Genomic DNA, 23,180 nt, shown 5'->3' with positions numbered 1-23,180 from the left:
TCCCTAGCCGCCACTGCCGCGTTTGAGGACCAGCGCCCGGTAATGCCCGGGGTTGCAGCCGAACCACTTGCGAAACGCCTTGTAGAACGAACTGCTGTCTGCAAAGCCCAGGCGCTCGGCGATTTCGCCCATGGCCGCATCTTCCTGGCTCAGCCAGGCAATCGCCAGCTCACGTCGCACGCTGTCCTTCAGGCCTTGGTAATTCTGCCCCTCCTCGGCCAGCCGTCGGCGCAGGGTCGAGGGTGACAGGCACAACTGGCGCGCCAGGCTGTCGCCATCGGGCCACTGCCCAGGGTCCAGGCGCAGCAGATCGGTGCGAATGCGCCGCCCGAGGCTGGCCGGGTCACGGTACTTGACCAGGATGTTGCCCGGCGCCTCGGCCAGAAAGCGCTGCAGTTCTTCTTCGCTGCGCCGCAGCGGCAGCTCGAGGCAGTCGGCAGCGATGATCATGCGCGTACGCGGGCGCTCGAACTGCAGGTTCTCCGAAAACATCACCCGGTAGTCATCGCAGAACGGCGGCTCGGCACAGCGCAGATCGATGGCCAGGATGGGGATACGCCGCCCGGCCAGCCAGCAAGTCACACCGTGCACAATCATCCAGAAGGTGAAATAGGTGAAAGCGCGGCGCGGTGTGTCACGCGGTTCGTTGATGACGATTTCGGCCAGGCCTTGTTGGCGCACCAGGCTTGGCTGCAGGTCTTCAAGCATCAGTGACAGGAACGCCAGCGCGGTTTCCAGGCCGGCGCCCAGGTTCGGTTGGCCCATGCTGGCGCGGCACATGAACGCCAGGCTGCCGCTGCGCAGACCGCGCGGGTCCATGGCGAAGAACTCATCGTTGCAGCGCCGCGCCAGCAGACGCCAGAGCCGGGCATAGGACTCGGCGCTGACTCGAGCCGCTGGCAGGTGCAGCTGTTCGACGGCGATACCCGCCCGGGCCAGCAAGCCGGTATCGGGCTCGCCGGCGGGGCACGTCTGCAACAGCGCCTCGCGCACCAGCTGCATGGAAATGGTGTCTTTCTCGCTCATCGACAGTCCTGTCGGCTCAATGCCGGCCATCTTAGGCCGCCCCGCTGAAAACAGCCATCACAGCCCCGCCGCCAGGCCGAGAAACGCCTGGATCAGGCGCAGTTCGCGGCGACGCTCCAGGCAGCCGATCAGGTGCTGGTTGACCAGGCCGTCACCGGCCAGTGGCCGCGCCACTACCCGCGGGTCATTGGCCACTTCGGTGGACGAGACCACGCCAATGCCCAGCTCAGAGGCCACCGCTTCGGTCACCGCCTCGCGGCTATCCAGTTCCAGCAGCACCCGAGGTTGCACGGCGGCCTTGCTGCAGGCCTTGTCGAAGGTGCGCCGCGTAGTGGAGCTGGGTTCGCGCAACACCATGATCTGCTGGTGCAGCTCAGCCAGCGGCAAGTCGCCATCGCCGTTGGCCCAGGCATGCCCCGCCGGCAGCAAGGCGCACAACCGCGACTCGCACAGGTTCTGCAAATGCAGGCCTTTGCGCGGCTCGATCTCGGTCAGCACGGCCACATCGGCATGCTCGCTGAGCAATGCCGCCAAGGTTTCCTGGGCATTACCCAGGCGCAGGTTGACGGTAATGCCCGGGTAGCGCTCGCGCAGCAGCGCCAGCATCGGCATGACCCGGTGCGGGCCATCGGCCGCCACCTCCAGGCGCCCGGTCAGCAATTGGCGGTTGGCCTCGAGCATGGCCTGCGCCTCTTCGGCCAGGCCGAACATGGCGCGGGTGATGGCCGCCAGGCGGGTGCCCTCTTCGGTCAACTCCACCCGCCGCGCGGTACGCCGCAGCAAGGTGATCTGGTAGTGCTCCTCCAGCGCCTTCACGTGCCCGGTCACTGCCGGCTGGCTGATGAACAGGCGTGCGGCGGCACGGGTGAAGCTGCCCTCACGGGCCACGGCATCGAAGGCACGCAACTGGAACAGGTTCATATTTATCGGCCTGACTTATAGCTCGAATAACAACAAACAATTTGATTGATGACAGCGCCAATTGCAACCTAGGCCCCGTAGTTTCAGCCCACCGCTTGTGAGGAATAACGGAATGAGCAACGCCCCGATTCTGCTGACCCCAGGTCCCCTGACCACATCAATCCGCACCCGTCAAGCAATGCTGGTGGACTGGGGCTCCTGGGACCGCGACTTCAACCAACTGACTGCCAGTGTCTGCGAGCAACTGCTGGCCATCATCGACGGCAGCGCCAGCCACCACTGCGTCCCCCTGCAAGGCAGCGGCACCTTCGCCGTGGAAGCGGCCATCGGCACCCTGGTGCCGCGTGATGGCAAGGTCCTGGTGCTTATCAATGGCGCCTATGGCCAGCGCCTGGCGAAGATATGCAAAGTGCTGGGCCGTGCCTACAGCACCTTCGAAACTGCCGAAGACCAGCCGACCACCGCCGCCGACGTCGACCGCCTGCTGGCCGCCGACCCCGCCATCACCCATGTCGCGCTGATCCACTGCGAAACCAGCACCGGTATTCTCAACCCGCTGCCCGAGATCGCCCAAGTGGTCAAAGGCCACGGCAAGCGCCTGATCATCGACGCCATGAGCTCGTTCGGCGCACTGCCGATCGATGCCCGCGCCATCCCCTTCGAGGCGCTGATTGCCGCCTCCGGCAAATGCCTGGAAGGGGTACCTGGCATGGGCTTCGTGTTCGCCGAGAAAACCGCCCTGGCCGCAGCCGAAGGCAATGCCCATTCGCTGGCCATGGACCTGCACGACCAGCACACCTACATGGCCAAGACCGGCCAGTGGCGCTTCACCCCGCCGACTCACGTGGTCGCAGCCCTGCACGAAGCGCTGCAGCAATACAACGAGGAAGGGGGGCTGCCAGCGCGCCACCAGCGCTACGCCGACAACTGCAAGACCTTGCTCGATGGCATGGCCGCCATCGGCCTGCGCAGCTTCCTGCCTGCCGAGATCCAGGCGCCGATCATCGTCACCTTCCACGCACCGAACGATCCCCGCTACCAGTTCAAGGACTTCTACGAACGGGTCAAGGCCAAGGGTTTCATACTCTACCCGGGCAAGCTGACCCAGGTGGAAACCTTCCGTGTCGGCTGCATCGGCGTGGTCGGAGCGGATGGCATGCAGGCCGCCGTGAATGCCGTGGCCGAGGTGCTGCGGGAAATGGAAGTGCTGGACATCTGACCCTTTGCCCACCCAATTCAGGAACAAGCGCACATGAACTACAGCAACCCTACCCAGCTGCAAGCCGCCATCCTCGACTGGGCCGGCACCGTGGTCGACTTCGGCTCCTTCGCCCCGACCCAGATCTTTGTCGAAGCCTTTGCCGAATTCGATGTGCAGGTGTCCATCGAAGAAGCCCGCGGCCCGATGGGCATGGGCAAGTGGGACCACATCCGCACTCTGTGCGATGTGCCAGAAATTGCCGAGCGCTACCGCAAGGTGTTCGGCCGTACCCCGACCGACGATGATGTCACCGCCATCTACAACCGCTTCATGCCGCTGCAGATCGAAAAGATCGCCGTGCACTCGGCGCTGATCCCTGGCGCCCTGGACACACTCACCGGCCTGCGCCAGGAAGGCCTGAAGATCGGCTCTTGCTCGGGCTACCCGAAGGTGGTGATGGACAAGGTGGTGGAGCTGGCCGCGCAAAACGGCTATGTGGCCGACCATGTGGTGGCCACCGACGAAACCCCGAACGGCCGCCCATGGCCGGCCCAGGCCCTGGCCAACGTGATCGCGCTGGGTATCGACGATGTGGCGGCGTGCGTGAAGGTCGACGACACCGTACCAGGTATTCTCGAAGGCCGCCGCGCCGGCATGTGGACCGTGGCCCTGGTGTGCTCGGGCAATGCCCTGGGGCTGACCTGGGAAGGCTATCGCGCACTGAGCGCCGAAAAGCTGGAAAGCGAGCGCCAGCGCATCCACGCCCTGTTCGCCGGCTCCCGGCCGCACTACCTGATCGACACCATCAACGAACTGCCCGAAGTGATCGCCGACATCAACCGGCGCCTGGCCAAGGGTGAGATGCCACAAACATCCTGACCCGGCCATGGGGGCCGCCTTGCGGCCCACCGCCGGCAAGCCAGCTCCCACAGGTCCAGCGACAATCTTGAGAACAACGCTGTATTTGTGGGAGCTGGCTTGCCGGCGATGGGCTGCAAAGCAGCCCCAGCAAGGCCCGCCCCTACTCCGGCAACTGCACCCGGGGTTTGGTTGCCGCAAAGATCGCCCAACTCGACACGAACAGTGCCGCGATCAATGGCCCGATCACGAAGCCGTTGAGCCCGAACACCGCCAGCCCGCCCAGCGTCGACACCAGAATCAGGTAGTCCGGCATTCGCGTGTCCTTGCCCACCAGGATCGGCCGCAACAAGTTGTCCACCAGGCCGATCACCAGCACGCCGAATGCGGTCAGGATCACCCCCGACAAAATTGCACCGGTCAGCAGGAAATACGCCGCTACCGGCGCCCACACGATCCCCGCACCTACCGCAGGCAACAGCGACAGAAACGCCATCAGCACCGCCCACACCAGCGCACTCGGGATACCCAGCACCCAGAAGATGAAACCGCCCAGCGCCCCCTGGGTAATGGCCACCAGCACGTTACCTTTCACCGTCGCCCGCACCACACGGTTGAACTTCAGCTGCAAACGGCGCTTCTGGTGTTCAGGCAGCGGCACTGCCAGACGCACCTGGCGGGCGACCTCCGCGCCTTCGCGCAGGAAGAAGAACAACAGGTACATCATGATGCCGAAGCTGATCACGAACTCGAAGGTGCCCTGCCCAAAGTTGAACGCCTGGCTGGCCAGCACCTGGCTGCCTTGGGTTGCCCATTTGGTGATCTTGTCGCGCAGCCCGTCGAGATTGCCCATGCCCATGCTGTCCAGCCCCCGCTGGGCAAAAGCCGGAAGCATGTCCTTGCCGCGCTCGACATAGCCGGCAATATCCAGCTCCCCATGCTCGATGCGCTGGTACAGGGTGGCGCCCTCCTGCACCAGCAGCGCGCTGGTGATGATCACCGGAAGGATCGCCACCAGCAGGCACACCAGCAAGGTGGTTGCCGCGGCCAGGTTGCGCCGACGGCCAAAACGCAGCAGCAGGTGGCGCTGCAGCGGAGCGAACAGGATGCCGAGTATCACCGCCCAGAAGATGGCACCGTAATACGGCAACAGGATCCAGATGAAGGCGATGGTCACCAGCGCCAGCAGTACTGCCAGGGCTTTGTTCTGCAGGGCGGTCTGGTTCATCGCGGTTCCTCGCATGGCTTATGCGTTATTAGTGCACCGCGCCTTGGTAAAAGTGCCGTCATTCCCTTGATGCAAGTCAATACGCGCCGTATCTGCCAGCCCTAGCATCCGCGCCTTTTGCTCCGGTGCGCACATGAACCCTATCGCCAAGCCCGAACTGCTGGCCCCCGCCGGCACCCTCAAGACCATGCGCTACGCCTTCGCCTACGGCGCCGACGCGGTCTACGCCGGCCAGCCACGCTACAGCTTGCGGGTGCGCAACAATGAGTTCGACCATGCCAACCTGGCCCTGGGCATCCAGGAGGCGCATGCCCTGGGCAAGCGCTTCTACGTGGTGGTCAACATTGCCCCGCACAATGCCAAGCTCAAGACCTTCCTCAAGGACCTGGCGCCGGTGATCGAGATGGCACCGGATGCGCTGATCATGTCCGACCCAGGCCTGATCATGCTGGTACGCCAGCACTTCCCGCAGATGCCAGTGCACCTGTCAGTGCAGGCCAACACGGTGAACTGGGCCAGCGTGCAGTTCTGGCAGCAACTTGGCCTGAGCCGGGTGATCCTGTCGCGCGAGCTGTCGCTGGAAGAGATCGAAGAAATCCGCCAGCAGGCGCCGGACATGGAGCTGGAGGTGTTCGTCCATGGAGCCCTGTGCATGGCCTACTCCGGTCGTTGCCTGCTGTCGGGCTACCTCAACAAGCGCGATGCCAACCAAGGCACCTGCACCAACGCCTGCCGCTGGAAGTACGACGCTACCCCAGCCACCGAGAACGCCACCGGCGACATTGTGCGAGAGGTGCAGCCCACGCTGGGCCTGGGTGCGCCGACCGACCAGGTATTCCTGCTGCAGGAAAGCAACCGCCCCGGCACCGAAATGCCGGCGTTCGAAGACGAGCACGGCACCTACATCATGAACGCCAAGGACCTGCGCGCCATCCAGCACGTCGGGCGCCTGGCCACCATCGGCGTGCACTCGCTGAAGATCGAAGGCCGCACCAAGTCGCATTTCTACTGCGCCCGCGCCGTGCAGTCGTACCGCCAGGCGATCGACGACGCAGTGGCCGGGCGGCCATTCGACCGCTCGCTGATGGACAACCTCGAGTCTCTGGCGCAGCGCGGCTACACCGAAGGTTTCCTGCGTCGTCACGTGCATGACGAATACCAGAACTACCAACGCGGCAACTCGGTGTCCGAACGCCAGCAGTTCGTCGGCGAACTGACCGGCCTGCGCGTGGACGGCCTGGCCGAGGTCAAGGTAAAGAACCGCTTCGCCGTGGGTGACCACCTGGAACTGATGACCCCACGCGGCAACTACCACTTCGATCTCGAGCATATGAGCAATGGCCAGCAGCAACCGCTGCAGGTCGCCCCGGGCGATGGCCACACCATCTACCTTCCTGTTCCCGAGCAGGTGCCATTGGCATACGGCCTGCTGATGCGTGACCTGCCAGCTTGAGCGAGGTGGCTAGAGCTCAATCCTGGTAATGGCGCCAAGGCGCCGGTCGCCCAACTCTTTACGAATCTGCTGACGAAAAGCGGCGAAACGTTCCAGGTCAAAACGGTAAACAGTGCCGGTGTTCCACACGACGATGTCACGCTGGGCCTCGCTCCAGAATCCGAAGTCGCGCATCTCCACCGTGCCATTGAAGCGAAACGAGTAGACCGCCAGATGGATCTGGCCTTCCTCGTCCTTCTGGCAAGGTGTTATCAGAAACGATGAGGCGACGTCGTTCTGCCAGCCAGACTGCAGGAACTTGCTGGCGTGTGCACTGATTCGCAGTTCCTGCATGGAGGCACGCGCCAGTTGGGCCAACAGCGTCGGTGTGCTGCCTGTGCCGATGGGCTCGAGCCTGGTATCGAAATCGTCATGATCCCTGATGACCTGGGGCGGCAACTCCAGGGCGGCCGTCCTTACGCAGCCATGTTTCTCCAGGCGATTGCGGAAGCGGTCGAACCAGCTTTTCCATAGCTCGTCCCGGTCGAGGAAGCGGCTTGCGAACTCATCGGCATGGTCCAGCAACGTTTGCACGTCCTGGCGTTCCTCTTCGGACAGGTTTGGTCCGATGCCGATCAGATTGGTCTTGGAGTACAACAGGCAGTCCAGGGGTAGCGTCATGATCCAGCAGGCTCTCAGATAGGTGTGCCGCACGTTAGCCAGCGTGATGACAGGCCGGCATCCGGAACCACTACCAGGCAGGTAGACTGGGTGCCTGACAACGCTGGCGAACAGCAACAGGCCGCGCTGCGCCAGAAAGCCGCTTGCGCTATGCTGCTGGCCAACCGATGGATACCGGACCGCCCCTGGGGCCGTAACGGCACCGGGCGCGTGCAAGGCACAGGCCTGGTCGCCGGTATCCGCCCACGTTTTTGAAGAGGTGCTTCATGAAGCTGCGTAAACACCTGCTGCCCCTGGGCCTGCTGGCTGTCACTGGCCTGGCCCAGGCTGGCGAGACCATCGACGTCTACCGCGACCCCAACTGTGGTTGCTGCAAGGCCTGGATCAGCCACCTGCGCGACAACGGCTTCACCGTCAACGACCATGTCGAGCCAAACATGAGCGAGGTCAAGCAACGCCTGGGCGTGGCACCACGCCTGGCGTCGTGCCATACCGGGGTGATCGACGGCAAGTTTGTCGAAGGCCACGTGCCGGCCGAGCAGGTGCGCCTGCTGGCCAAGCGCAACGACCTCAAGGGCCTGGCGGTGCCGGGCATGCCGATGGGCTCGCCGGGCATGGAAATGGGTGACCACAAGGATGCCTACCAGGTCATCGGCGTGACCCAGGACGGCAAGGACACCGTGGTCGCCAACTACTGATGCTAAGCCTGTGGGCGCTGTTCCTCAGCGCCTTCGGCGCCGCCACCCTGCTACCGCTGCAATCGGAGGCCGTGCTTGTCGGCCTTTTGCTGCGCCAGCCCGAGGCCTGGGCCACCCTGCTGCTGGTGGCGACCCTGGGCAATGTGCTGGGCTCAGTGGTCAACTGGGTGCTGGGCCGGGCCATCGAGCACCTGCGCGACAAGCGCTGGTTCCCGTTCAGCCCTGCCCAGCTGGAGCGCGCGCAACAGCGCTACCAGCGCTGGGGGCAATGGTCGCTGCTGCTCAGCTGGATGCCGGTGATCGGCGACCCGCTGACGCTGATCGCCGGCATCATGCGTGAGCCGTTCTGGCGCTTCCTGCTGCTGGTAACCCTGGCCAAGGCTGGCCGCTATGGGGTGCTGGCGATGATTACCCTGGGCTGGTTTCACGCCTGGTAACACCTTTCACGTACCGCGTGGTCCACTGGCTGTTACAGTCGCCCCTTTCTACATGGCCCTACACGGAGTGCCCCCATGCTGCGCGCAACCGCCCTGGCCCTGGCCTGCCTCGCCGGCAGTTCGGCCATCGCCGCCGAATCGCCCACCTACGGCCCCCAGCTGGAGGGCTTCAGCTACCCGCATCCGCTCAAGCATTTCGACTTCAAGTCCCAGGGCCAGGCCCTGCAGATGGGCTACATGGACGTGCCCGCACAAGGCCAGGCCAACGGCCACAGCGTGGTGCTGATGCACGGCAAGAACTTCTGCGCTGCCACCTGGGAAACTACCATCAACGCCCTGAGCAAGGCTGGCTACCGGGTCATCGCCCCGGACCAGGTCGGCTTCTGCAGCTCCAGCAAGCCGGCGTATTACCAGTACAGCTTCCAGCAGCTGGCGAGCAACACCCATGCCCTGCTCGAGCAGCTGGGCGTGAAGCAAAGCATCGTGCTCGGCCATTCCACCGGCGGCATGCTTGCCACCCGCTATGCCTTGATGTACCCGCAGCAAGTGGAGCGCCTGGCGATGGTCAACCCCATCGGGCTGGAAGACTGGAAAGCCCTGGGCGTGCCCTACCGTACGGTGGACCAGTGGTATGCGCGCGAGCTCAAGCTGGATGCCGAAGGCGTGCGCGCGTACGAACGCAAGACTTACTACGCCGGGCGCTGGAAGCCGGAGTACGAGCGCTGGGTGCAGATGCTGGTGGGCCTGAACAAGGGGCCTGGGCATGAAGCGGTGGCGTGGAACTCGGCGCTGATCTACGACATGATCTTCACCCAGCCGGTGTACCACGAGTTCAAGGAGCTGCAGATGCCCACCCTGCTGCTGATCGGTGACCAGGACACCACAGCCATCGGCAGTGATATCGCGCCGCCAGAGGTGAAAGCGAAGCTGGGCAAGTATGCAGTGTTGGGGCCGCAGGTGGCCAAGCTGATTCCCAAGGGTGAGCTGATTACCTTTGAAGGCATGGGGCATGCGCCGCAGATCGAGGAGCCGGTGCGGTTCAACCGTACGCTGGTGGAGTGGCTGGGCAAGTGAGCCAATAGTCGAGGGGCCGCTTTGCAGCCCCCTACACTTTCCAGACCTGCTCCTCGGTCCAGCCCAGCTCGGCAAAGTCCGCCGCCCGCAACCCCGCCTCTTCCTCGCAGAAAAACTCATCCAGCTGCGGCGGCCTCACTGCCGTGTCACTGAGCATCGCATGCACCTGCCCACGGTGATGCACCTGGTGCTCGAACAGGTGCGCCAACAACCGCAGCCGTTGCTCGCGCTGTACTCGCTCAGGGCGCACGATGCTCACATAGCGCCCCAGCTCACTATCGCGCAGGCCCCGGCAATAGGCGATCAGCCGGTGATCGGCCTGGGCCTGTTCGGCATGCAGGTCGGTGCACGTGGCAAATGGCTGCTCCGGGTCGAAGAAACGCTCGCCGTCGGCGTCGGGCTGTTCGCCACGCTGCTCGCACTCGAGCATGTGCAGGTAGAACCAGTCCACTGTCAGCAGATGGTTCAGGGTGGCCTTGATCGACGGGAAGAAGCTGCAGCGTGGGGCGACGAATTCGTCCTGGGTCAGTTGCAGGCAGGCCTTGTACAGACGGTGGTTGGCCCAGCCATTGTTGTAGGCCTGGGTCAGCAGATGATGCGACAGCGGCTCCATGGTTCGGCTCCTTTTCAGGCGAAGCGTTGCAGTTGCATCTCCCGTAGCCGGCTCAGGGTCCGTTGGTACGGGAACGCCAGATACCCTTGAGTGTAGAGCGCATCCAGCGGCACCTGTGCCTCCAGGTACAACGCCACCCGGCGGTCGTAGCATTCGTCGACGAGGGCAATGAAGCGGCGCACTGCGTCGTCCTTGGGCGACAGCGCCGGCAGCTCGCGGTCACCCGCCACCACCCGCGCCGCCGCATCCTCGGTGCCCCGGGCAATGCGGCCGGCCCGCTGTTCACCCCCCAGCGCCGGAATGTCCGACACCAGGATGGCCGGGAACCGGTCGCACAGGGCCATGAACTCCATGGCCGCCAGTGGCTGTTCGCACAGGTCGGTGAAGCGGCACCAGATGGCCTGCGCGCTGCGCCGCACCACCTGCACCTGCCGGGAGCCGATCGCCAAGGGCTGATCGTGGCCTGCATCGCCGGGACTGAGCTGGCGGAACACCTCGGCTAGCTGGCTGGCCTGGCCCGCTTTCTCCACCCAGTAACGCTGGCGCTCGACGCCGGGGTGCAGGCGATGGTCCTGCTCGCCGGCTACCGGCAGTACCTGCATGTGCCGCTGGATGGCGGCGATGGCCGGCAGGAAACGCTCGCGGTTGAAGCCGTCGCGGTAGAGCTGCTCGGGTGGCTGGTTGGAGGTGGCGACGATCACCACGCCTTGGTCGAACAGCACCTGGAAAAGGCGGCCGAGGATGATCGCGTCACCGATGTCGTTGACGAACAGCTCGTCGAAGCACAGCACGCGAATCTGCCCGGCCAGTTCCCCAGCCAGCGCCAGCAGCGGGTCGGCGGTGCCATTGAGCTGGAACAGCCGCTGGTGGACCCAGGCCATGAAGTGATGGAAATGCTGACGCCGGCTGGGTACCCGCAGGCAGCGGTGGAACTGGTCCATCAGCCAGGTCTTGCCGCGCCCGACCGGGCCCCAGAGGTAGATGCCCTGGGTGGAGCAGCCTTGTTCGACAGCCTGGAAACAGGCTTGCAAGGCCTCGACGGCGCGGGCCTGGGCGGGGTCGGCGACATAGCCCTGGGTGGTCAGGGCCTGTTGGTAGAGGGAATGGGGATTCATAACCATGCGGCATTCTACACATACCTTGTGGGAGCGGCCTTGTGTCGCGAAAGGGCCGCGCAGCGGCCCCAGCAATATTCGCCGTGACGCGAAAATCCTGGGGCCGCTCTGCGGCCCTTTCGCGACACAAGGCCGCTCCCACAAGTACTGTACTGTGTCAGGTGCCGTCGCCCAGGCCTACCTTGAGCAACGCGCCGTCCTTGTCATCTGTCAGCACATACAGGTAACCGTCCGGCCCCACCCGTACATCGCGGATACGCGCCTTCAGTTCCCCCAGCAAACGCTCTTCATGCACCACCCTGTCGCCATCCAGCTGCAGGCGGATCAGCTCCTGAGTGGCCAGCGCGCCAATGAACAGGTTATGGTCCCAGGCCTTGAACGTGGGGCTGTCGTAGAACGCCATGCCGCTGATGCCCGGCGACTTCTCCCATACATGGTGCGGGTCGACCATACCCTGCACATGCTTGCCCTCGGCCTCGGGGATCGGCAGCAGCGAGTAGTTGATGCCGTGGGTCGCAATCGGCCAGCCATAGTTCTTGCCGGGCTCGGGAATGTTGATCTCGTCGCCACCGCGCGGGCCGTGCTCGTGGGTCCACAGCTTGCCGGTCCAGGGGTTGAGTGCGGCGCCTTGCTGGTTGCGGTGGCCGAACGACCAGATCTCCGGCCGCACGTTGTCCTTGCCGACAAAGGGGTTGTCCCTGGGCACTTCGCCGTCCGGCAAGATACGCACGATCTTGCCTTGCAGCTTGTCCAGGTCCTGGGCGGTCGGGCGCTGGTTGTTCTCGCCGAGGGCAATGAACAGGTAGCCGTCGCGGTCGAACACCAGGCGCGAGCCGAAGTGGTTGCCCTCCGACAGCTTGGGCTGCTGGCGGAAGATGACGTTGAAGTTCTCCAGCCGGGCGCGGTCCTGGGACAACTGGCCACGGCCGACCGCCGTACCAGCCTTGCCGTCACTGCCCTCTTCGGCATACGACAGGTAGACGGTGCGGTCCTTGGCGAACTCCGGCGACAGCACCACATCCAGCAGGCCGCCCTGGCCCTCCGCCCAGACCTTGGGCACACCGCTGATCGGCGGCCCGACCTTGCCTTCGGCATTGACCACCCGCAAGTTGCCGGCGCGCTCGGTGACCAGCATGTCCTTGCCGCCAGGCAGGAACGCCAGGGCCCAGGGGTTGCGCAGGCCGTCGGCCACTGTGCTGACGGTCAGGCTGCCTTCTTCACTGCGAAACTGCTGTTCGGCCGCCGCCTGCGCCAGCAGGGGCAGGAGTGCGGCGGCGATCAAGGTTACCAGCCAGGGTGCTCGAAGCATGCAGTATTCCTTTCGTAGGGCGCTCATGGCGCGCGCGGGTTGCCCCGGGGTGGTCGGGTTGGCTCCAGGTTCGGGGTTTGCTGCTGGCGGCGCAGGTTGTCGCCATTGCCGATGCCGCGGTTGTCCAGGGTGGGCGTGCGCTGGTACGGGTCGGTGGACGGGCCGCGCACGGGTGGTGCAGCCGGCATGCTGCCCTGGCGGCTGTTGGGGTTGGCACGCTGGATCGGGCTGTTGTAGGGGTTATTGTTGCCGGCGGCGAGTTGCAATGGCGGCGCGGGTGCCGCTTGCGCGGGCAGGCACAGCACCAGGCCGAGGGCCAGGATGGGCAAGGTTGGGGTCATGCTTCACCTCCTGTACGAAAATGCCGCGCCTGGTGGGTTTGATAGCCTAAGGCGCGAAGGGTTCGCGGCAAAGGTGTGAATGCGGGTGGAGATGATTCCTGATGTTTCAGTATGGGCCCATTCGCAGCACAAGGTCGCCTCCTGCAGGAGCAGCCTTGTGCTGCGAATGGGCCGCAAAGCGGCCCCTGGTTACTGCCCCTTGTCCACCTTGTGCCGCGCCGCATACAGGCACAGCATTTCCATCGCCAGCGTGGCCCCGGCCAGCGCTGTGATGTCGGCATGGTCATAGGCCGGCGCCACCTCCACCAGGTCCATACCCACCAGGTTGATGCCGCGCAGCCCGCCGAGGATCTCCAGCGCCTGCACCGTGCTCAGCCCGCCGCACACCGGTGTGCCGGTACCGGGCGCATAGGCCGGGTCGAGGCAGTCGATATCGAAGGTCAGGTACACCGGCCGCTCGCCCACCCGCTGGCGAATCGCCGCGATCACCGCCTCGGTGCCCTGCCGGTGCACCTGGCGGGCGTCGAGGATGGCAAAGCCCTGGCTGTCGTCATTGGTGGTGCGCAGGCCGATCTGCACCGAGCTGGCCGGGTCCACCAGGCCTTCGCGGGCGGCGTGCCAGAACATGGTGCCGTGGTCGATGCGCTGGCCTTCCTCGTCCGGCCAGGTATCGCTGTGGGCATCGAAATGGATCAGCGCCAGCGGGCCATGGCGGTGGGCATGGGCCTTGAGCAGCGGGTAGCTGATGAAATGGTCGCCACCCAGGGTGAGCATGGCGCAGCCTGCTTGCAGAATATGCGTGGCATGGGCCTCGATGCTGTCTGGGACCGACTGCGGGGTGCCGCTGTCGAAGGCGCAATCGCCATAGTCGATCACCGCCAGGTGGTCGAACGGGTCGAACGCCCAGGGCCAGTGCCGGGCCCAGGCTTGCTGCACCGAGGCAGCGCGGATTGCCCGCGGGCCGAAGCGCGCACCGGGGCGGTTGCTGGTGGCAGTATCGAACGGCACACCACTGACCACCACGTCGACGCCACGCAGGTCGCGGCTGTAGCGGCGGCGAGAGAAACTGGTAATGCCGGCGTAGGTACTTTCCGCAGCGGTACCATACAGGCTGTCGCGGGTCATGGCCTGGTCGTTGTTCGCGGCTTGCTCCACGGTCGGGCTCCTTTGTCGTTATTGGTTACTGGCGGCTGCGGAACGCGGTCCACAGGCGGTTGCGCTGGCGCAGGTCGGCCAGGGCCATGCTGCGGTCGGCATACAGGCGCTGGCGCACCGCGGCCGGCGGGTAGATGTCCGGGTCGTTGCGCACCGCTTCGTCCACCAGCGGCGTGGCCGCCTGGTTGGCGTTGGCGAAGAACAGCGTGTTGGTCAGCGCGGCCACCGACTCGGGCTTGAGCATGAAGGTGATGAACGCCCGCGCAGCCTCGGGGTGCGGGGCATCCTTGGGAATGACCAGGTTGTCCTGCCACACCAGCGTGCCTTCGCGGGGGATGCGGTAGATCAGCTCGAACGGCTTGCCGGCGCGGCGCGCCTGGTCGGCGGCCATCGCCGCATCACCGTTGTAGGTCAGCGCCAGGCACACGCTACCGTTGGCCAAGTCGCTGATCTGCCGGCCATTGGCGACGTAACTGATCGACGGCTGCAGCTGGCTCAGCAGGTTCTGCGCGGCGCCCAGGTCGCCCTTGTCCTGGCTGTAAGGGTCCTTGCCCAGGTAATTCAGGGCCACGCCGATCACCTCCTGCGGCGAGTCGGGCATGGCGATGCCGCAGTCCTTCAGCCGGCTGGCGTACTCGGGCTTGAACAGCAGGTCGAGGCTGTCCAGCGGCACATCCCCCAGGCGCTGGCGCACCGCCTCCACATTCACCCCCAGGCCCAGGGTGCCCCAGGTGTAGGGCACGGCATGGCGGTTGCCGGGGTCGGCCTCGGCGAGCTTGGCCAGCAGGTCCTTGTCGAGGTTGGCATAGCCGGGCATGGCCTGGGGGTCGAGCGGCTGCAGGGCGTTGGCCTTGAGCGCCCGGGCCAGTACCGCCGACGACGGCACCACCACGTCATAGCCGCTGCCACCGGTAAGCAGCTTGGTTTCCAGCACTTCGGTGGTGTCGAAGGTGTCGTAGCGCACCTTGTAGCCGGTTTCCTGCTCGAAGCGCTGGAGGGTTTGCGGGGCGACATAGTCGGCCCAGCTGTAGAGGTTGACGACCTTTTCTTCAGCCTGCAGCGGCAAGGCCAGGAACAGGGACAGCAGGCACAACGATCGACGCATGGCGGACACCTCGGCAAATGGGTGGATGCCGCGAGCATGCCAGCCGGGTTACATTGCAGGAATGGCAAGTTTTCAAAGCTGACATTCATCAGGAGCAATGTAATGCTCGGACAAGTTCACGACCCCGACCTGCAACTGCTGCGGCTGTTCGTCACTGTAGTCGAGGCCGGGGGCTTCAGCGCCGCACAAGGCGTGCTGGGCCTGAGCCAGCCCACCATCAGCCAGCGCATGGCGCAGCTGGAAGCACGGCTGGGCTACCGCCTGTGCAGCCGCGGCAAGGGTGGCTTTCACCTGACGGAAAAAGGTGCGTTGTTGCTGGACGCCGCCCGTGGGTTGTTGCTGAACATCGAACAGTTTCGCCAGCAGGCCAATGGCGTTGCCGGGCGGCTGCTGGGGACCGTGCGCATAGGCATGGCGGAGAACCAGGACAAGGCGGTAAGCCTGAAGCTGGCAGCGGCCATTGCGGCGTTTCGCAGGCGCGAGGAGGCGGTGCAGCTGGAGCTGATCAGTGCGCCACCGGCAGAGCTGGAGCGGTTGTTGCTGGAACAGCGGCTGGATTACGCCATCAGCTACTTTTCCGGCAACCAGGCAGCCTTCGATTACCAGCCGCTGTTCGAGGAGCGGCAACGGCTGTATTGCGGCAAGGGGCATGTGCTGTTCGGTGAGGCTGGCGTTGGGCGGGAGCGGTTGCTGGCGATGGACCAGGTGCGCCATCCGTACCGGTTGCTCAAGGGCGGCGAGCCGTTCCAGAGCCAGCGCAGCATGGCGGTGGCGGAGCAGATCGAGAGCGTGCTGACGTTCATTCTGTCGGGGCGGCATATTGGCTATCTGCCATGCCATTGCGCGCAGGGGTGGGAGACTGAGGGGATGTTGTGGGCGCTGGACCCTGGGCTGGACTTTGTGGTGCCGTTTACCCTGGCCAGGCACCGGGCGCAGGCGGTTGGCGAGGCACAGCAGGCGTTTGCGCAGGATTTGCTGGCGGCGTTTGCCTGAACCGGCCTCTTCGCGGGCAAACCCGCTCCCACAGGGTTCTCACACAGCCTGAGGGCTGCGCCGTGCCTGTGGGAGCGGGTTTACCCGCGAAGAGGCCGGGACAGACGACACCCATCAGTAAGCCATGCTCCAGGTCAGGGTGTAGGTACGTCCGCGCCCCTGGTAGTCATACAGGTACGCCGGCCCGTAGGTCGGTGAGTAGAACAGCGTCGCACGCTGCCCCCAGACCGTGCTGTACTGCTTGTCCAGCAGGTTCTGGATGCCGGCGCTGAAGGTGCCGAAGCCGGTGTCCTGGCTGCCCAGCAGGTCGAAGGTGGTATAGCCGTCGATCTCGTGGTCGGCATCGTCCTTCAGGCTGAAGGCATGGTTGGCCTGCAGCCGCGCACTGCGGCCATCGCCCTTCCAGCCAACGAAAGCGGTAGCCTTGGACAGCGAGGCATAGCGGGCATCGCGCTTGATCCAGCCGCCATCCGCGTCCTCTTCCTCGGAGCGGGTCAGGTGCAGGGTGCCGCCGGCTTCCCAGCCGGTCTGGAAGTGCCGGGTCAAAGCGCCTTCAAAACCGAAGTCGCGGCTTTTCTGGTCTTCTACATTGATGGTCAGCGTCTGCGAATCGACGTTGATGATCTTGTCCGACCAGATGTAGTACAGCGCCGCCTGGGCATCCCAGTCCAGGTCGGCATAGCGCCAGCCCAGCTCCACCTGGCGGCTCTTGATGCCAGCCAGTGGGTTGTCGGCCACGCTCAGGCCGGGCTTGCCGTAGTACTTGGCCGGGTCGGGCAAGTCGAAGCCTTCGCCGTAGTTGGTCCATACCTGGTGGCCATTCTTGAAGTCGTAGATGGCACCCACGTTGAACAGGTTGACCTGGTAATCGTTGCTGCCACCGGGCACACCCTTGAAGTCGCTGACGTCCACGTCCATCTGCTGGCGCCTTGCGCCGCCGGACAGGGTCAGGTTATCGGTGGCATGCCAGTCCAGCTGGGCGTATACCGACACGCCATCGACCCGGTAGCTGGGGTAGCGTGCGGCCTTGCTTTCCTTTTCCAGCTCCAGGCCACCCGACTCGGACGACGTCTGGGCGTTGAAGGTGGTCTGCTCGGCGTTGAAGCGCTCGCGGTCCAGGTCGACGCCGTAGGTCAGCTTCAGCGCGTCCCACTGCTTGGCGAACAGGCCCTTGAGGCTGGTGACTTCGAAGTTCTGCTGCGAGGCGGCAAAGTACACCCCGCGCGAGCCGGTGGGCGTGGCGCGGTTGTAGTACGGGAACGGGTAGAAGTTGTCGTCTTCCTTGCGGTACGAGGCCTGCAGGTAGAAGTCCTGGCCCAGCACGTCGGTGTGGTGGTAGTTGGCGTTGAGCAGCAGGCGCCGGGTGCGCGGCTCCAGGTCCGACGAGTAGCCGCTGCGCAGCTCGGCGTCTTCCAGGTCGGAGGGGGCGTTGTAGTTCAGGTTGGGGAAGTAGATGCCGGTGCTGCCGTGGTTGCCCGAGTCATAGTACTGAGCCAACAGGTCGAGGCTCTGCTGGTCGTTCAGCTGCATCCCCAAGGTGCCGAGCACGTCGATGGTGCGGTTGTACTGCAGGTCGGTCTGGGTGTTGTCGATGAAGATCTGGTCGCCGGCACCGTCGTAGAAGGCTTCGTTCTGCTCGCCGGAAACCCCCAGCCGGGCGTTGAACCGCTCGTTGCCGCCACTGATCGACTGGGCGAAGCGGGTGGCCAGGTCATCGCTGTTGTTGAAGCCGCTGCTGGCACCGAGCTGGGTCTCGAAGCGCGCCGGGCCGGGTTCGCCCTTCTTGGTCACGATGTTGATGATGCCGCCGGTGGCGCCGCCGCCGTAGATGGCACTGGCGCCAGACAGCACTTCGACGCGCTCGACATTGAACGGCGAAATGCTGTCGAACTGGCGCGACAGGCCGCGCGAGCTGTTCTGGCTGACCCCGTCGATCATCACCAGCACGTTGCGCCCGCGCATGTTCTGGCCGTAGTTGGTGCGCCCTTCCGGTGCCAGGTCGAGGCCTGGCACCAGCTTGCCGATGGCTTCCTTCAGGCTGACACCGCTATCGATCTGCTCGCGCAGCTGCTGCTGGTCGACCACCCACACGGTGCCGGGGATTTCGCTGATCGCGGTGCTGGTGCGCGAGGCCACGCTGACCTCGATCGGCTTGAGGTTGACCGCCTGCGGCGCGGCGTCGGCCTTGCGCAGGGTCACCGTGCGGGCGTCGCTGAAGTGCCAGCTCATGCCGCTGCCGGCCAGCAACTGCTGCAGGGCCTGCTCGATGCTGTAGCTGCCCTGCAAGGCCGGGCTGGCCTGGCCGGCGACGTCGCCAGTGGTGTACAGCAGGTGCAGGCCGGCCTGGTCGGCGAAGGTGGTCAGGGCCTGGTCCAACGACTGGGCCGGCAGGTCGAGCTGGACCTGACGGGCCTGGGTCTGGGCCTGTTCGGTGGCGGTCGAGGCAAACGCCTGCAGCGGGCCGACCAGCATGGCCAGGGCACTGCAGGACATCAGGGCATGGTGAAGTGGACCGCGACGGCGGTGCGAAGGCTTGAGCATCAGAGGCACGAATGAGCTTCCTGACAAGTCGTAAATGAGAATGGGTTGCTGATCAGTCCCACTACGACGATCTGGCGTGCAGGAACTTGCAGTGCCAAATGGAAAATATTTTTATTTCTGTGCCGGTCTCTTCGCAGCACAAGGCTGCTCCTACAGGGATGGCAGTTCGCTGTAGGAGCAACCTTGTGCTGCGAAGAGGCCGGCACAGGCGAATCAATGAACCACGGCCAACCACGGCAGGTAGGTCACCTTCAGCCCATAGCGCTGCTCAAGGGTGCGCAACAGGGCCTCCGGCTCATCGAGGTCGAATACCCCGCTCACCTCCATCGCCGCCAGCTTGCTGTCGGACAACACGATCCGCCCATGCCGGTAATGCTCGAGCTCCGCCAGCACCTGGCCCAGCGGCTTACCGTTGAAGATCAGCTTGCCGCGCTGCCAGGCCATCTGCGTGCCGGCATCGGCCGCTACTGCCAGTTCATGCTCGCCAACCTTGGCTTCGCCCCGCGCCAATACCACGCGGCCATCGCGCCGCACGCTGAAGGTGGCCGCACTCCCCTGCACCCGCTCACCGGCCGTGTCGACCACAAAGGGCCGCGAATCATCGGTGGTCTCGAACAAGGCCTCACCGGCCTCCAGCACCACCCGCCGCTCACGGTCGCTGAACACCACGCTCAGGGCGGAGGCGCTGTTCAGCGTCACCCGCGTGCCATCGGCCAGGGTCACCACCTGCCGCTCGCCCACCCCGGTGTGGTAATCCGCCAGCAGCACCGGCGCCTGCTGCCAACCCGCCACAGCAACAGCCAGCACCAGGGCCGCAGCCACGCCCGCCTGTTTGAGCCAGTTGCGGCAATGGCGCAGGGCCTGGCCGATGTACTTCGCCACCATGCTTTCGGAAACCCCCAGGCGCTGCGCGATCTGCGCCTGGGTCAGGCCGTCGACGCGGTTGAGCAACAGCGCCTGGCGGGCATTGGCGGGCAGCTGCTGCAGCGCCTGGTCGAGGATCTGCAGGCGCTCCCGGGCCAGCAAGGCCGCTTCGGGTGCCGGCGCCAGGCAGGCCACCTCACCTGCCCGCTCGCTGTCGTCGTGGCTGGCGGCAATGCGCTGCTCGCGGCGCAAGGCATCGATCGCCAGGTTGCCGGCCACGCGGAAGATGAAACTGCGCGCGTGCAGCACCGGCACTGCCTGCTGGTCGATGTTCACCAGCTTCAGGTAGGTTTCCTGCGCGACGTCGGCAGCGCGCTGGCGGTCGCTCATGCGCCGGGTCAGGAACTGCAGCAGGTCGTCGTAGTGCTCCTGGAAACTTGCCAGCAGGCCCGGCGCGGGAGAGGTCAGCATGGGTTCGGGAACGGCCAGTAGGAGAAGTTATCGGGCGTTAATGAGAAACAGTATCTTTCATATGGGCGGAGACTTTCAACGTCGACGCACATTTGCCACACTGCCCATTCGCTCACTCTGGCAAGGTCGTACCCCATGGCTGCCCGTCTGCACCGCTACGCCCGCCTGTTCCTGGTCCTGCTGCTGGCCTGCGGCCCGGGGGCCTGTGCGCTGTTCCAGGCACGCGACCCGGTCAATATCAGCGTGATCGGTATCGAACCGCTGCCCGGGCAGGAGCTGGAACTGCGCATGGCGGTGAAGATGCGGGTACAAAACCCCAACGAGGCGCCGATCGACTACAACGGCATCGCCCTGAACCTGGAGGTGAACGGCCAGCCGCTGGCTGCCGGGGTCAGCGACCAGCAGGGGCACATCGGCCGTTATGGCGAAGCGGTGGTCGTGGTGCCGGTGAGCATCACGGCGTTTTCCTTCCTGCGCCAGGCCTATGGGCTGGGCCGGGTGGACTCGTTGCAGGGCCTGCCCTATGTGCTGCGGGGCAAACTTGCCGGCGGGCTGCTGGGCACCGTGCGCTTTACCGACGAGGGCAAGCTGGACCTGCCCAAGGGCGCCTACTGGTAGGCGCCCGGCGGGGTGTGATCAGCGGTTGGCGCTGGCTGCGGCCATCAGCTTGTTGACTTCGCTGCGCACCATGCTGGCGTATTCGGGCGGCGACATGCCATCCAGCTCGGCGCGCACCCACTCGGCCCATTTGCCTTTGCGCCGTGGCTTTTCGGCGATCAGCCGCGCGGCTTCGCCCTTGGCCTTGCCCAGGTTGTTCTGCCACAGCTCGAACAGCCGGGCCTTCTCTGCCTCGATCTGCGCCCGTTCCTCGAAGCTCATGTTGGCCAGATTGAAACTCATGAAGGTACCTGCAGGTTTGAAAATGGCCGCTATCTTACACTCAGGAACTGCAACAGCCCAAAGCCGCCGCAACTTTCCTGGCGCGCCGGCATCCATTGTTCAAACCATACCATCGACGAGGACGAGTTCATGGCCCGGAAAAACGCCGCGCTGGCCGACAGCGATCAGATCAAGGACCAGGTATTCAGCGAACTGCAGGCGCTGATCGAAGAATCGGAAAAACTGCTGAACGACAGCGCAGCGCTGGTGGGTGACGAGGCGGAAACCCTGCGCGCGCAGGTAAGTCTCAAACTGCGCCAGGCGCGCCAGGCCGCCGACAAGGTGCGCAGCAAGGCGCAACCGGTGGTGGAAGCTACCCAGGACTATATCGGCGGCCACCCGTGGCAGACCGTGGCCATTTCCGCAGGCCTCGGGCTGGTGGTCGGCCTGCTGCTGGGTCGCCGTCACTGACGCCCGGGCCGCCTGGCGCGGATCAGGCGGCCTGCGCCATCGGGATACCGCTGTGGAAGCGCAGCTCCTGGTCAGGTGACTGGATCAGCTCCACCTCCGCAGCCCGCACCAGTTCCACCCGGCGGGCGATGTCTGCCTCGTCGCCGTAGTTGTGCGCCAGTTTCAGGTAACCCTGGTAGTGGCGCGCTTCGCTCTTCAGCAGGCCGTGGTAGAAGCGGCCCAGCTCCTCGTCCAGGTGCGGTACCAGCGCGGCAAAGCGCTCGCAGCTGCGCGCCTCGATGAACGCCCCCACTACCAGCGTATCCACCAGCTTGACGGGCTCATGGGCGCGCACCAGCCGCCGCAGCCCCGACGCGTAACGCCCCGCCGACACCGGGCGCAGCGGCACGCCGCGACGCTTCATCAGGCGCAGCACCTGCTCGTGGTGCACCAGTTCCTCGCGGGCCAGGCGCGACATCATGTTGATCAGGTCGAGGTGGGTGCTGTACTTGGCGATCAGGCTCAGGGCGGTGCTGGCAGCCTTGAATTCGCAGTTCTTGTGGTCGATCAGCAGGGTTTCCTGGTCGGCGAGCGCTGCTTCGATCCAGGCGTCTGGTGTCGGGCAACCAAGAAAGGCGTCGATTTCGGGGATCAGGGACATGAGCGTGCAACCACAAAGAACGGGCAGGGCCGGCGATTATACCGGCGGCGGCGGGCGGCGCCAGTGACTATGCTTGATGTACATCAAGCGCCAGCGGGGGAAGCGCCGACTATAGTCAGGCATTGGCCGCCACCTTTGAACGGAGTTGAAGCCCATGCAAGCCGTCCGCAGCATCCTCGTCGTCCTCGACCCCGAGCACGCACACAGCCGGGCCCTGACCCGGGCCAAGCTGATCGCCGGCGTCACCGGCGCGCGCCTGCACCTGCTGATGTGCGACAAAAGGCACGACCACAGCGCGCTGTTGAGCCTGCTGAGCAGCCAGTTGCATGATGACGGGTACGACAACGTCACCCATGAAGAGGCCTGGCGCGACAACCTGCACGACACCATCATCTACGTGCAGCAGGCCGAGGGCTGCGATCTGGTGATCAAGGAACACCGCCCGGACAACCCACTGAAGAAGGCCCTGCTCACACCCAGCGACTGGAAGCTGCTGCGCCAATGCCCGTGTGCGGTGCTGATGGTCAAGAGCGAGCGGCCTTGGACCGGCGGCAAGGTCCTGGCTGCGGTGGATGTGGGCAACCAGGACGAGGACCACCGCCGCCTGCACGCCGGCATCATCGACCATGGTTTCGAGATTGCCAAACTGGCCAAGGGTGAGTTGCACGTCATCACCGCCCATCCGTCGCCGATGCTGTCGGCGTCGGACCCGGTGTACCAGTTGACGGAAACTATCGAGAAGCGTTATCGCGAGGCGTGCAAGGCATTCCAGGCAGAGTACGACATCGGCGAAGACCGCTTGCATGTGGCCGAAGGGCCGGCGGATGTGCTGATTCCGCATACCGAGAAGAAGATCGATGCGGTGGTGACGGTGATCGGCACCGTGTGCCGCACGGGGATTTCCGGGGCGTTGATAGGTAATACCTCGGAGGTGGTGCTGGATGCGCTGGAGGGGGATGTGCTGGTACTCAAGAGCGAGGAAGCAATTGCCCACCAGGCGGAACTGGCCCGCGGCTAAAAGTGACGCGCTCCATGTAGGAGCGGCCTTGTGTCGCGAAAGGGCCGCAAAGCGGCCCCAGGATCCTGGCGTCTACGCAGGAATCGCTGGGGCTGCTACGCAGCCCTTT

25 protein-coding genes are annotated in these 23,180 nt (G+C 64.9%); 11 read left to right on the top strand and 14 right to left on the bottom strand.

The features are described from left to right. Positions 1-3: 3 nt before the first annotated feature. Entirely contained in the window at positions 4-1,026 is a 1,023-nt protein-coding gene (locus V3314_RS12275; RefSeq protein ID WP_085601645.1) for an AraC family transcriptional regulator, read from the bottom strand. A 57-nt stretch (positions 1,027-1,083) separates the two neighbouring features. Further along, the gene (locus V3314_RS12270; protein WP_046615905.1) at positions 1,084-1,947 is read right to left on the bottom strand and encodes a LysR substrate-binding domain-containing protein; all 864 of its coding nucleotides are present in this window, start codon (positions 1,945-1,947) and stop codon (positions 1,084-1,086) included. A gap of 112 nt (positions 1,948-2,059) precedes the next feature. Between V3314_RS12270 and V3314_RS12265 the strand changes: the two genes are divergently transcribed. Together V3314_RS12265 and phnX are read left to right on the top strand one after the other, a co-directional pair. Then, positions 2,060-3,166 carry a 2-aminoethylphosphonate--pyruvate transaminase gene (locus V3314_RS12265; RefSeq protein WP_046615904.1) on the top strand — a complete coding sequence of 369 codons (1,107 nt, stop codon included), beginning with the start codon at positions 2,060-2,062 and terminating at the stop codon, positions 3,164-3,166. A gap of 33 nt (positions 3,167-3,199) precedes the next feature. Then, on the top strand, positions 3,200-4,027 hold the full coding sequence (gene phnX, locus V3314_RS12260) for a phosphonoacetaldehyde hydrolase (RefSeq protein WP_046615903.1): 828 nt from the start codon (positions 3,200-3,202) through the stop codon (positions 4,025-4,027). 142 nt (positions 4,028-4,169) lie between these two features. Here phnX and V3314_RS12255 read toward each other — a convergent pair whose 3' ends face one another. Then, a complete protein-coding gene (locus V3314_RS12255) occupies positions 4,170-5,234 on the bottom strand; it encodes an AI-2E family transporter (protein WP_046615902.1) in 1,065 nt (354 codons plus the stop codon). A 133-nt stretch (positions 5,235-5,367) separates the two neighbouring features. On the opposite strand from V3314_RS12255, the gene yegQ reads away from it, so the two are divergent. After that, complete coding sequence (yegQ, locus tag V3314_RS12250; RefSeq protein WP_046615901.1) at positions 5,368-6,687, top strand: tRNA 5-hydroxyuridine modification protein YegQ; 1,320 nt, start codon at positions 5,368-5,370, stop codon at positions 6,685-6,687. Between the two features lie 9 nt (positions 6,688-6,696). On the opposite strand, the gene V3314_RS12245 is transcribed toward yegQ, so the two are convergent. Continuing rightward, positions 6,697-7,347, bottom strand: a complete 651-nt coding sequence (locus V3314_RS12245) for a hypothetical protein (RefSeq protein WP_046615900.1) — start codon at positions 7,345-7,347, stop codon at positions 6,697-6,699. A gap of 90 nt (positions 7,348-7,437) precedes the next feature. Between V3314_RS12245 and V3314_RS12240 the strand changes: the two genes are divergently transcribed. The 4 genes from V3314_RS12240 (at position 7,438) to V3314_RS12225 (ending at position 9,556) form a co-directional block, all read left to right on the top strand. Then, a complete protein-coding gene (locus V3314_RS12240; protein WP_158090606.1) occupies positions 7,438-7,602 on the top strand; it encodes a hypothetical protein in 165 nt (54 codons plus the stop codon). An 11-nt stretch (positions 7,603-7,613) separates the two neighbouring features. Then, on the top strand, positions 7,614-8,045 hold the full coding sequence (locus V3314_RS12235; protein WP_046615899.1) for a DUF411 domain-containing protein: 432 nt from the start codon (positions 7,614-7,616) through the stop codon (positions 8,043-8,045). After that, the gene (locus V3314_RS12230; protein WP_013971818.1) at positions 8,045-8,482 is read left to right on the top strand and encodes a YqaA family protein; all 438 of its coding nucleotides are present in this window, start codon (positions 8,045-8,047) and stop codon (positions 8,480-8,482) included. The genes V3314_RS12235 and V3314_RS12230 overlap by 1 nt, the downstream gene beginning before the upstream one ends. Positions 8,483-8,557: 75 nt before the next feature. Further along, on the top strand, positions 8,558-9,556 hold the full coding sequence (locus tag V3314_RS12225; RefSeq protein ID WP_046615898.1) for an alpha/beta hydrolase: 999 nt from the start codon (positions 8,558-8,560) through the stop codon (positions 9,554-9,556). 31 nt (positions 9,557-9,587) lie between these two features. Here V3314_RS12225 and V3314_RS12220 read toward each other — a convergent pair whose 3' ends face one another. The 6 genes from V3314_RS12220 to V3314_RS12195 all read right to left on the bottom strand — a co-directional run bounded on the left by V3314_RS12220 (position 9,588) and on the right by V3314_RS12195 (position 15,194). Beyond that, on the bottom strand, positions 9,588-10,169 hold the full coding sequence (locus tag V3314_RS12220) for a DinB family protein (RefSeq protein WP_046615897.1): 582 nt from the start codon (positions 10,167-10,169) through the stop codon (positions 9,588-9,590). 14 nt (positions 10,170-10,183) lie between these two features. Then, the gene (gene zapE, locus V3314_RS12215) at positions 10,184-11,290 is read right to left on the bottom strand and encodes a cell division protein ZapE (RefSeq protein WP_338460273.1); all 1,107 of its coding nucleotides are present in this window, start codon (positions 11,288-11,290) and stop codon (positions 10,184-10,186) included. Positions 11,291-11,441: 151 nt separating this feature from the next. Continuing rightward, a complete protein-coding gene (locus V3314_RS12210; RefSeq protein ID WP_338460272.1) occupies positions 11,442-12,593 on the bottom strand; it encodes a PQQ-dependent sugar dehydrogenase in 1,152 nt (383 codons plus the stop codon). A gap of 23 nt (positions 12,594-12,616) precedes the next feature. Beyond that, positions 12,617-12,934, bottom strand: a complete 318-nt coding sequence (locus tag V3314_RS12205; protein WP_046615894.1) for a hypothetical protein — start codon at positions 12,932-12,934, stop codon at positions 12,617-12,619. A gap of 189 nt (positions 12,935-13,123) precedes the next feature. Next, entirely contained in the window at positions 13,124-14,089 is a 966-nt protein-coding gene (gene speB / locus V3314_RS12200) for an agmatinase (protein ID WP_046615893.1), read from the bottom strand. Between the two features lie 25 nt (positions 14,090-14,114). After that, positions 14,115-15,194 carry a polyamine ABC transporter substrate-binding protein gene (locus V3314_RS12195; RefSeq protein WP_338460271.1) on the bottom strand — a complete coding sequence of 360 codons (1,080 nt, stop codon included), beginning with the start codon at positions 15,192-15,194 and terminating at the stop codon, positions 14,115-14,117. A 102-nt stretch (positions 15,195-15,296) separates the two neighbouring features. Between V3314_RS12195 and V3314_RS12190 the strand changes: the two genes are divergently transcribed. Beyond that, positions 15,297-16,187 (top strand): LysR family transcriptional regulator, encoded by an 891-nt coding sequence (locus V3314_RS12190; RefSeq protein WP_046615891.1) that lies wholly within the window; start codon positions 15,297-15,299, stop codon positions 16,185-16,187. Positions 16,188-16,301: 114 nt separating this feature from the next. Here the strand turns inward: V3314_RS12190 and V3314_RS12185 are convergent, their stop codons facing one another. Then, positions 16,302-18,728 carry a TonB-dependent receptor gene (locus tag V3314_RS12185; RefSeq protein WP_046615890.1) on the bottom strand — a complete coding sequence of 809 codons (2,427 nt, stop codon included), beginning with the start codon at positions 18,726-18,728 and terminating at the stop codon, positions 16,302-16,304. A 213-nt stretch (positions 18,729-18,941) separates the two neighbouring features. Next, positions 18,942-20,063, bottom strand: coding sequence for a sigma-70 family RNA polymerase sigma factor (locus tag V3314_RS12180; protein WP_046615889.1), 1,122 nt, complete (start codon positions 20,061-20,063; stop codon positions 18,942-18,944). A gap of 135 nt (positions 20,064-20,198) precedes the next feature. On the opposite strand from V3314_RS12180, the gene V3314_RS12175 reads away from it, so the two are divergent. Beyond that, positions 20,199-20,681, top strand: coding sequence for an LEA type 2 family protein (locus V3314_RS12175; protein ID WP_085601656.1), 483 nt, complete (start codon positions 20,199-20,201; stop codon positions 20,679-20,681). 18 nt (positions 20,682-20,699) lie between these two features. Here the strand turns inward: V3314_RS12175 and V3314_RS12170 are convergent, their stop codons facing one another. Further along, complete coding sequence (locus V3314_RS12170) at positions 20,700-20,963, bottom strand: hypothetical protein (protein ID WP_046615887.1); 264 nt, start codon at positions 20,961-20,963, stop codon at positions 20,700-20,702. 129 nt (positions 20,964-21,092) lie between these two features. On the opposite strand from V3314_RS12170, the gene V3314_RS12165 reads away from it, so the two are divergent. After that, the gene (locus V3314_RS12165; protein WP_046615886.1) at positions 21,093-21,413 is read left to right on the top strand and encodes a DUF883 family protein; all 321 of its coding nucleotides are present in this window, start codon (positions 21,093-21,095) and stop codon (positions 21,411-21,413) included. A 22-nt stretch (positions 21,414-21,435) separates the two neighbouring features. Here the strand turns inward: V3314_RS12165 and miaE are convergent, their stop codons facing one another. Then, positions 21,436-22,053, bottom strand: a complete 618-nt coding sequence (gene miaE, locus V3314_RS12160) for a tRNA isopentenyl-2-thiomethyl-A-37 hydroxylase MiaE (protein WP_046615885.1) — start codon at positions 22,051-22,053, stop codon at positions 21,436-21,438. Between the two features lie 154 nt (positions 22,054-22,207). On the opposite strand from miaE, the gene V3314_RS12155 reads away from it, so the two are divergent. Next, positions 22,208-23,071, top strand: a complete 864-nt coding sequence (locus V3314_RS12155) for a universal stress protein (RefSeq protein WP_046615884.1) — start codon at positions 22,208-22,210, stop codon at positions 23,069-23,071. The last annotated feature ends 109 nt before the right edge of the window (positions 23,072-23,180 follow it).

The sequence above is a fragment of the Pseudomonas sp. TE3-3-F2023 genome, assembly GCF_036784815.1.
GTDB lineage: Bacteria > Pseudomonadota > Gammaproteobacteria > Pseudomonadales > Pseudomonadaceae > Aquipseudomonas > Aquipseudomonas pudica.
Note: the sequence above shows the minus strand (reverse complement) of the source record. Positions and strands in the feature narration are given on the sequence as shown.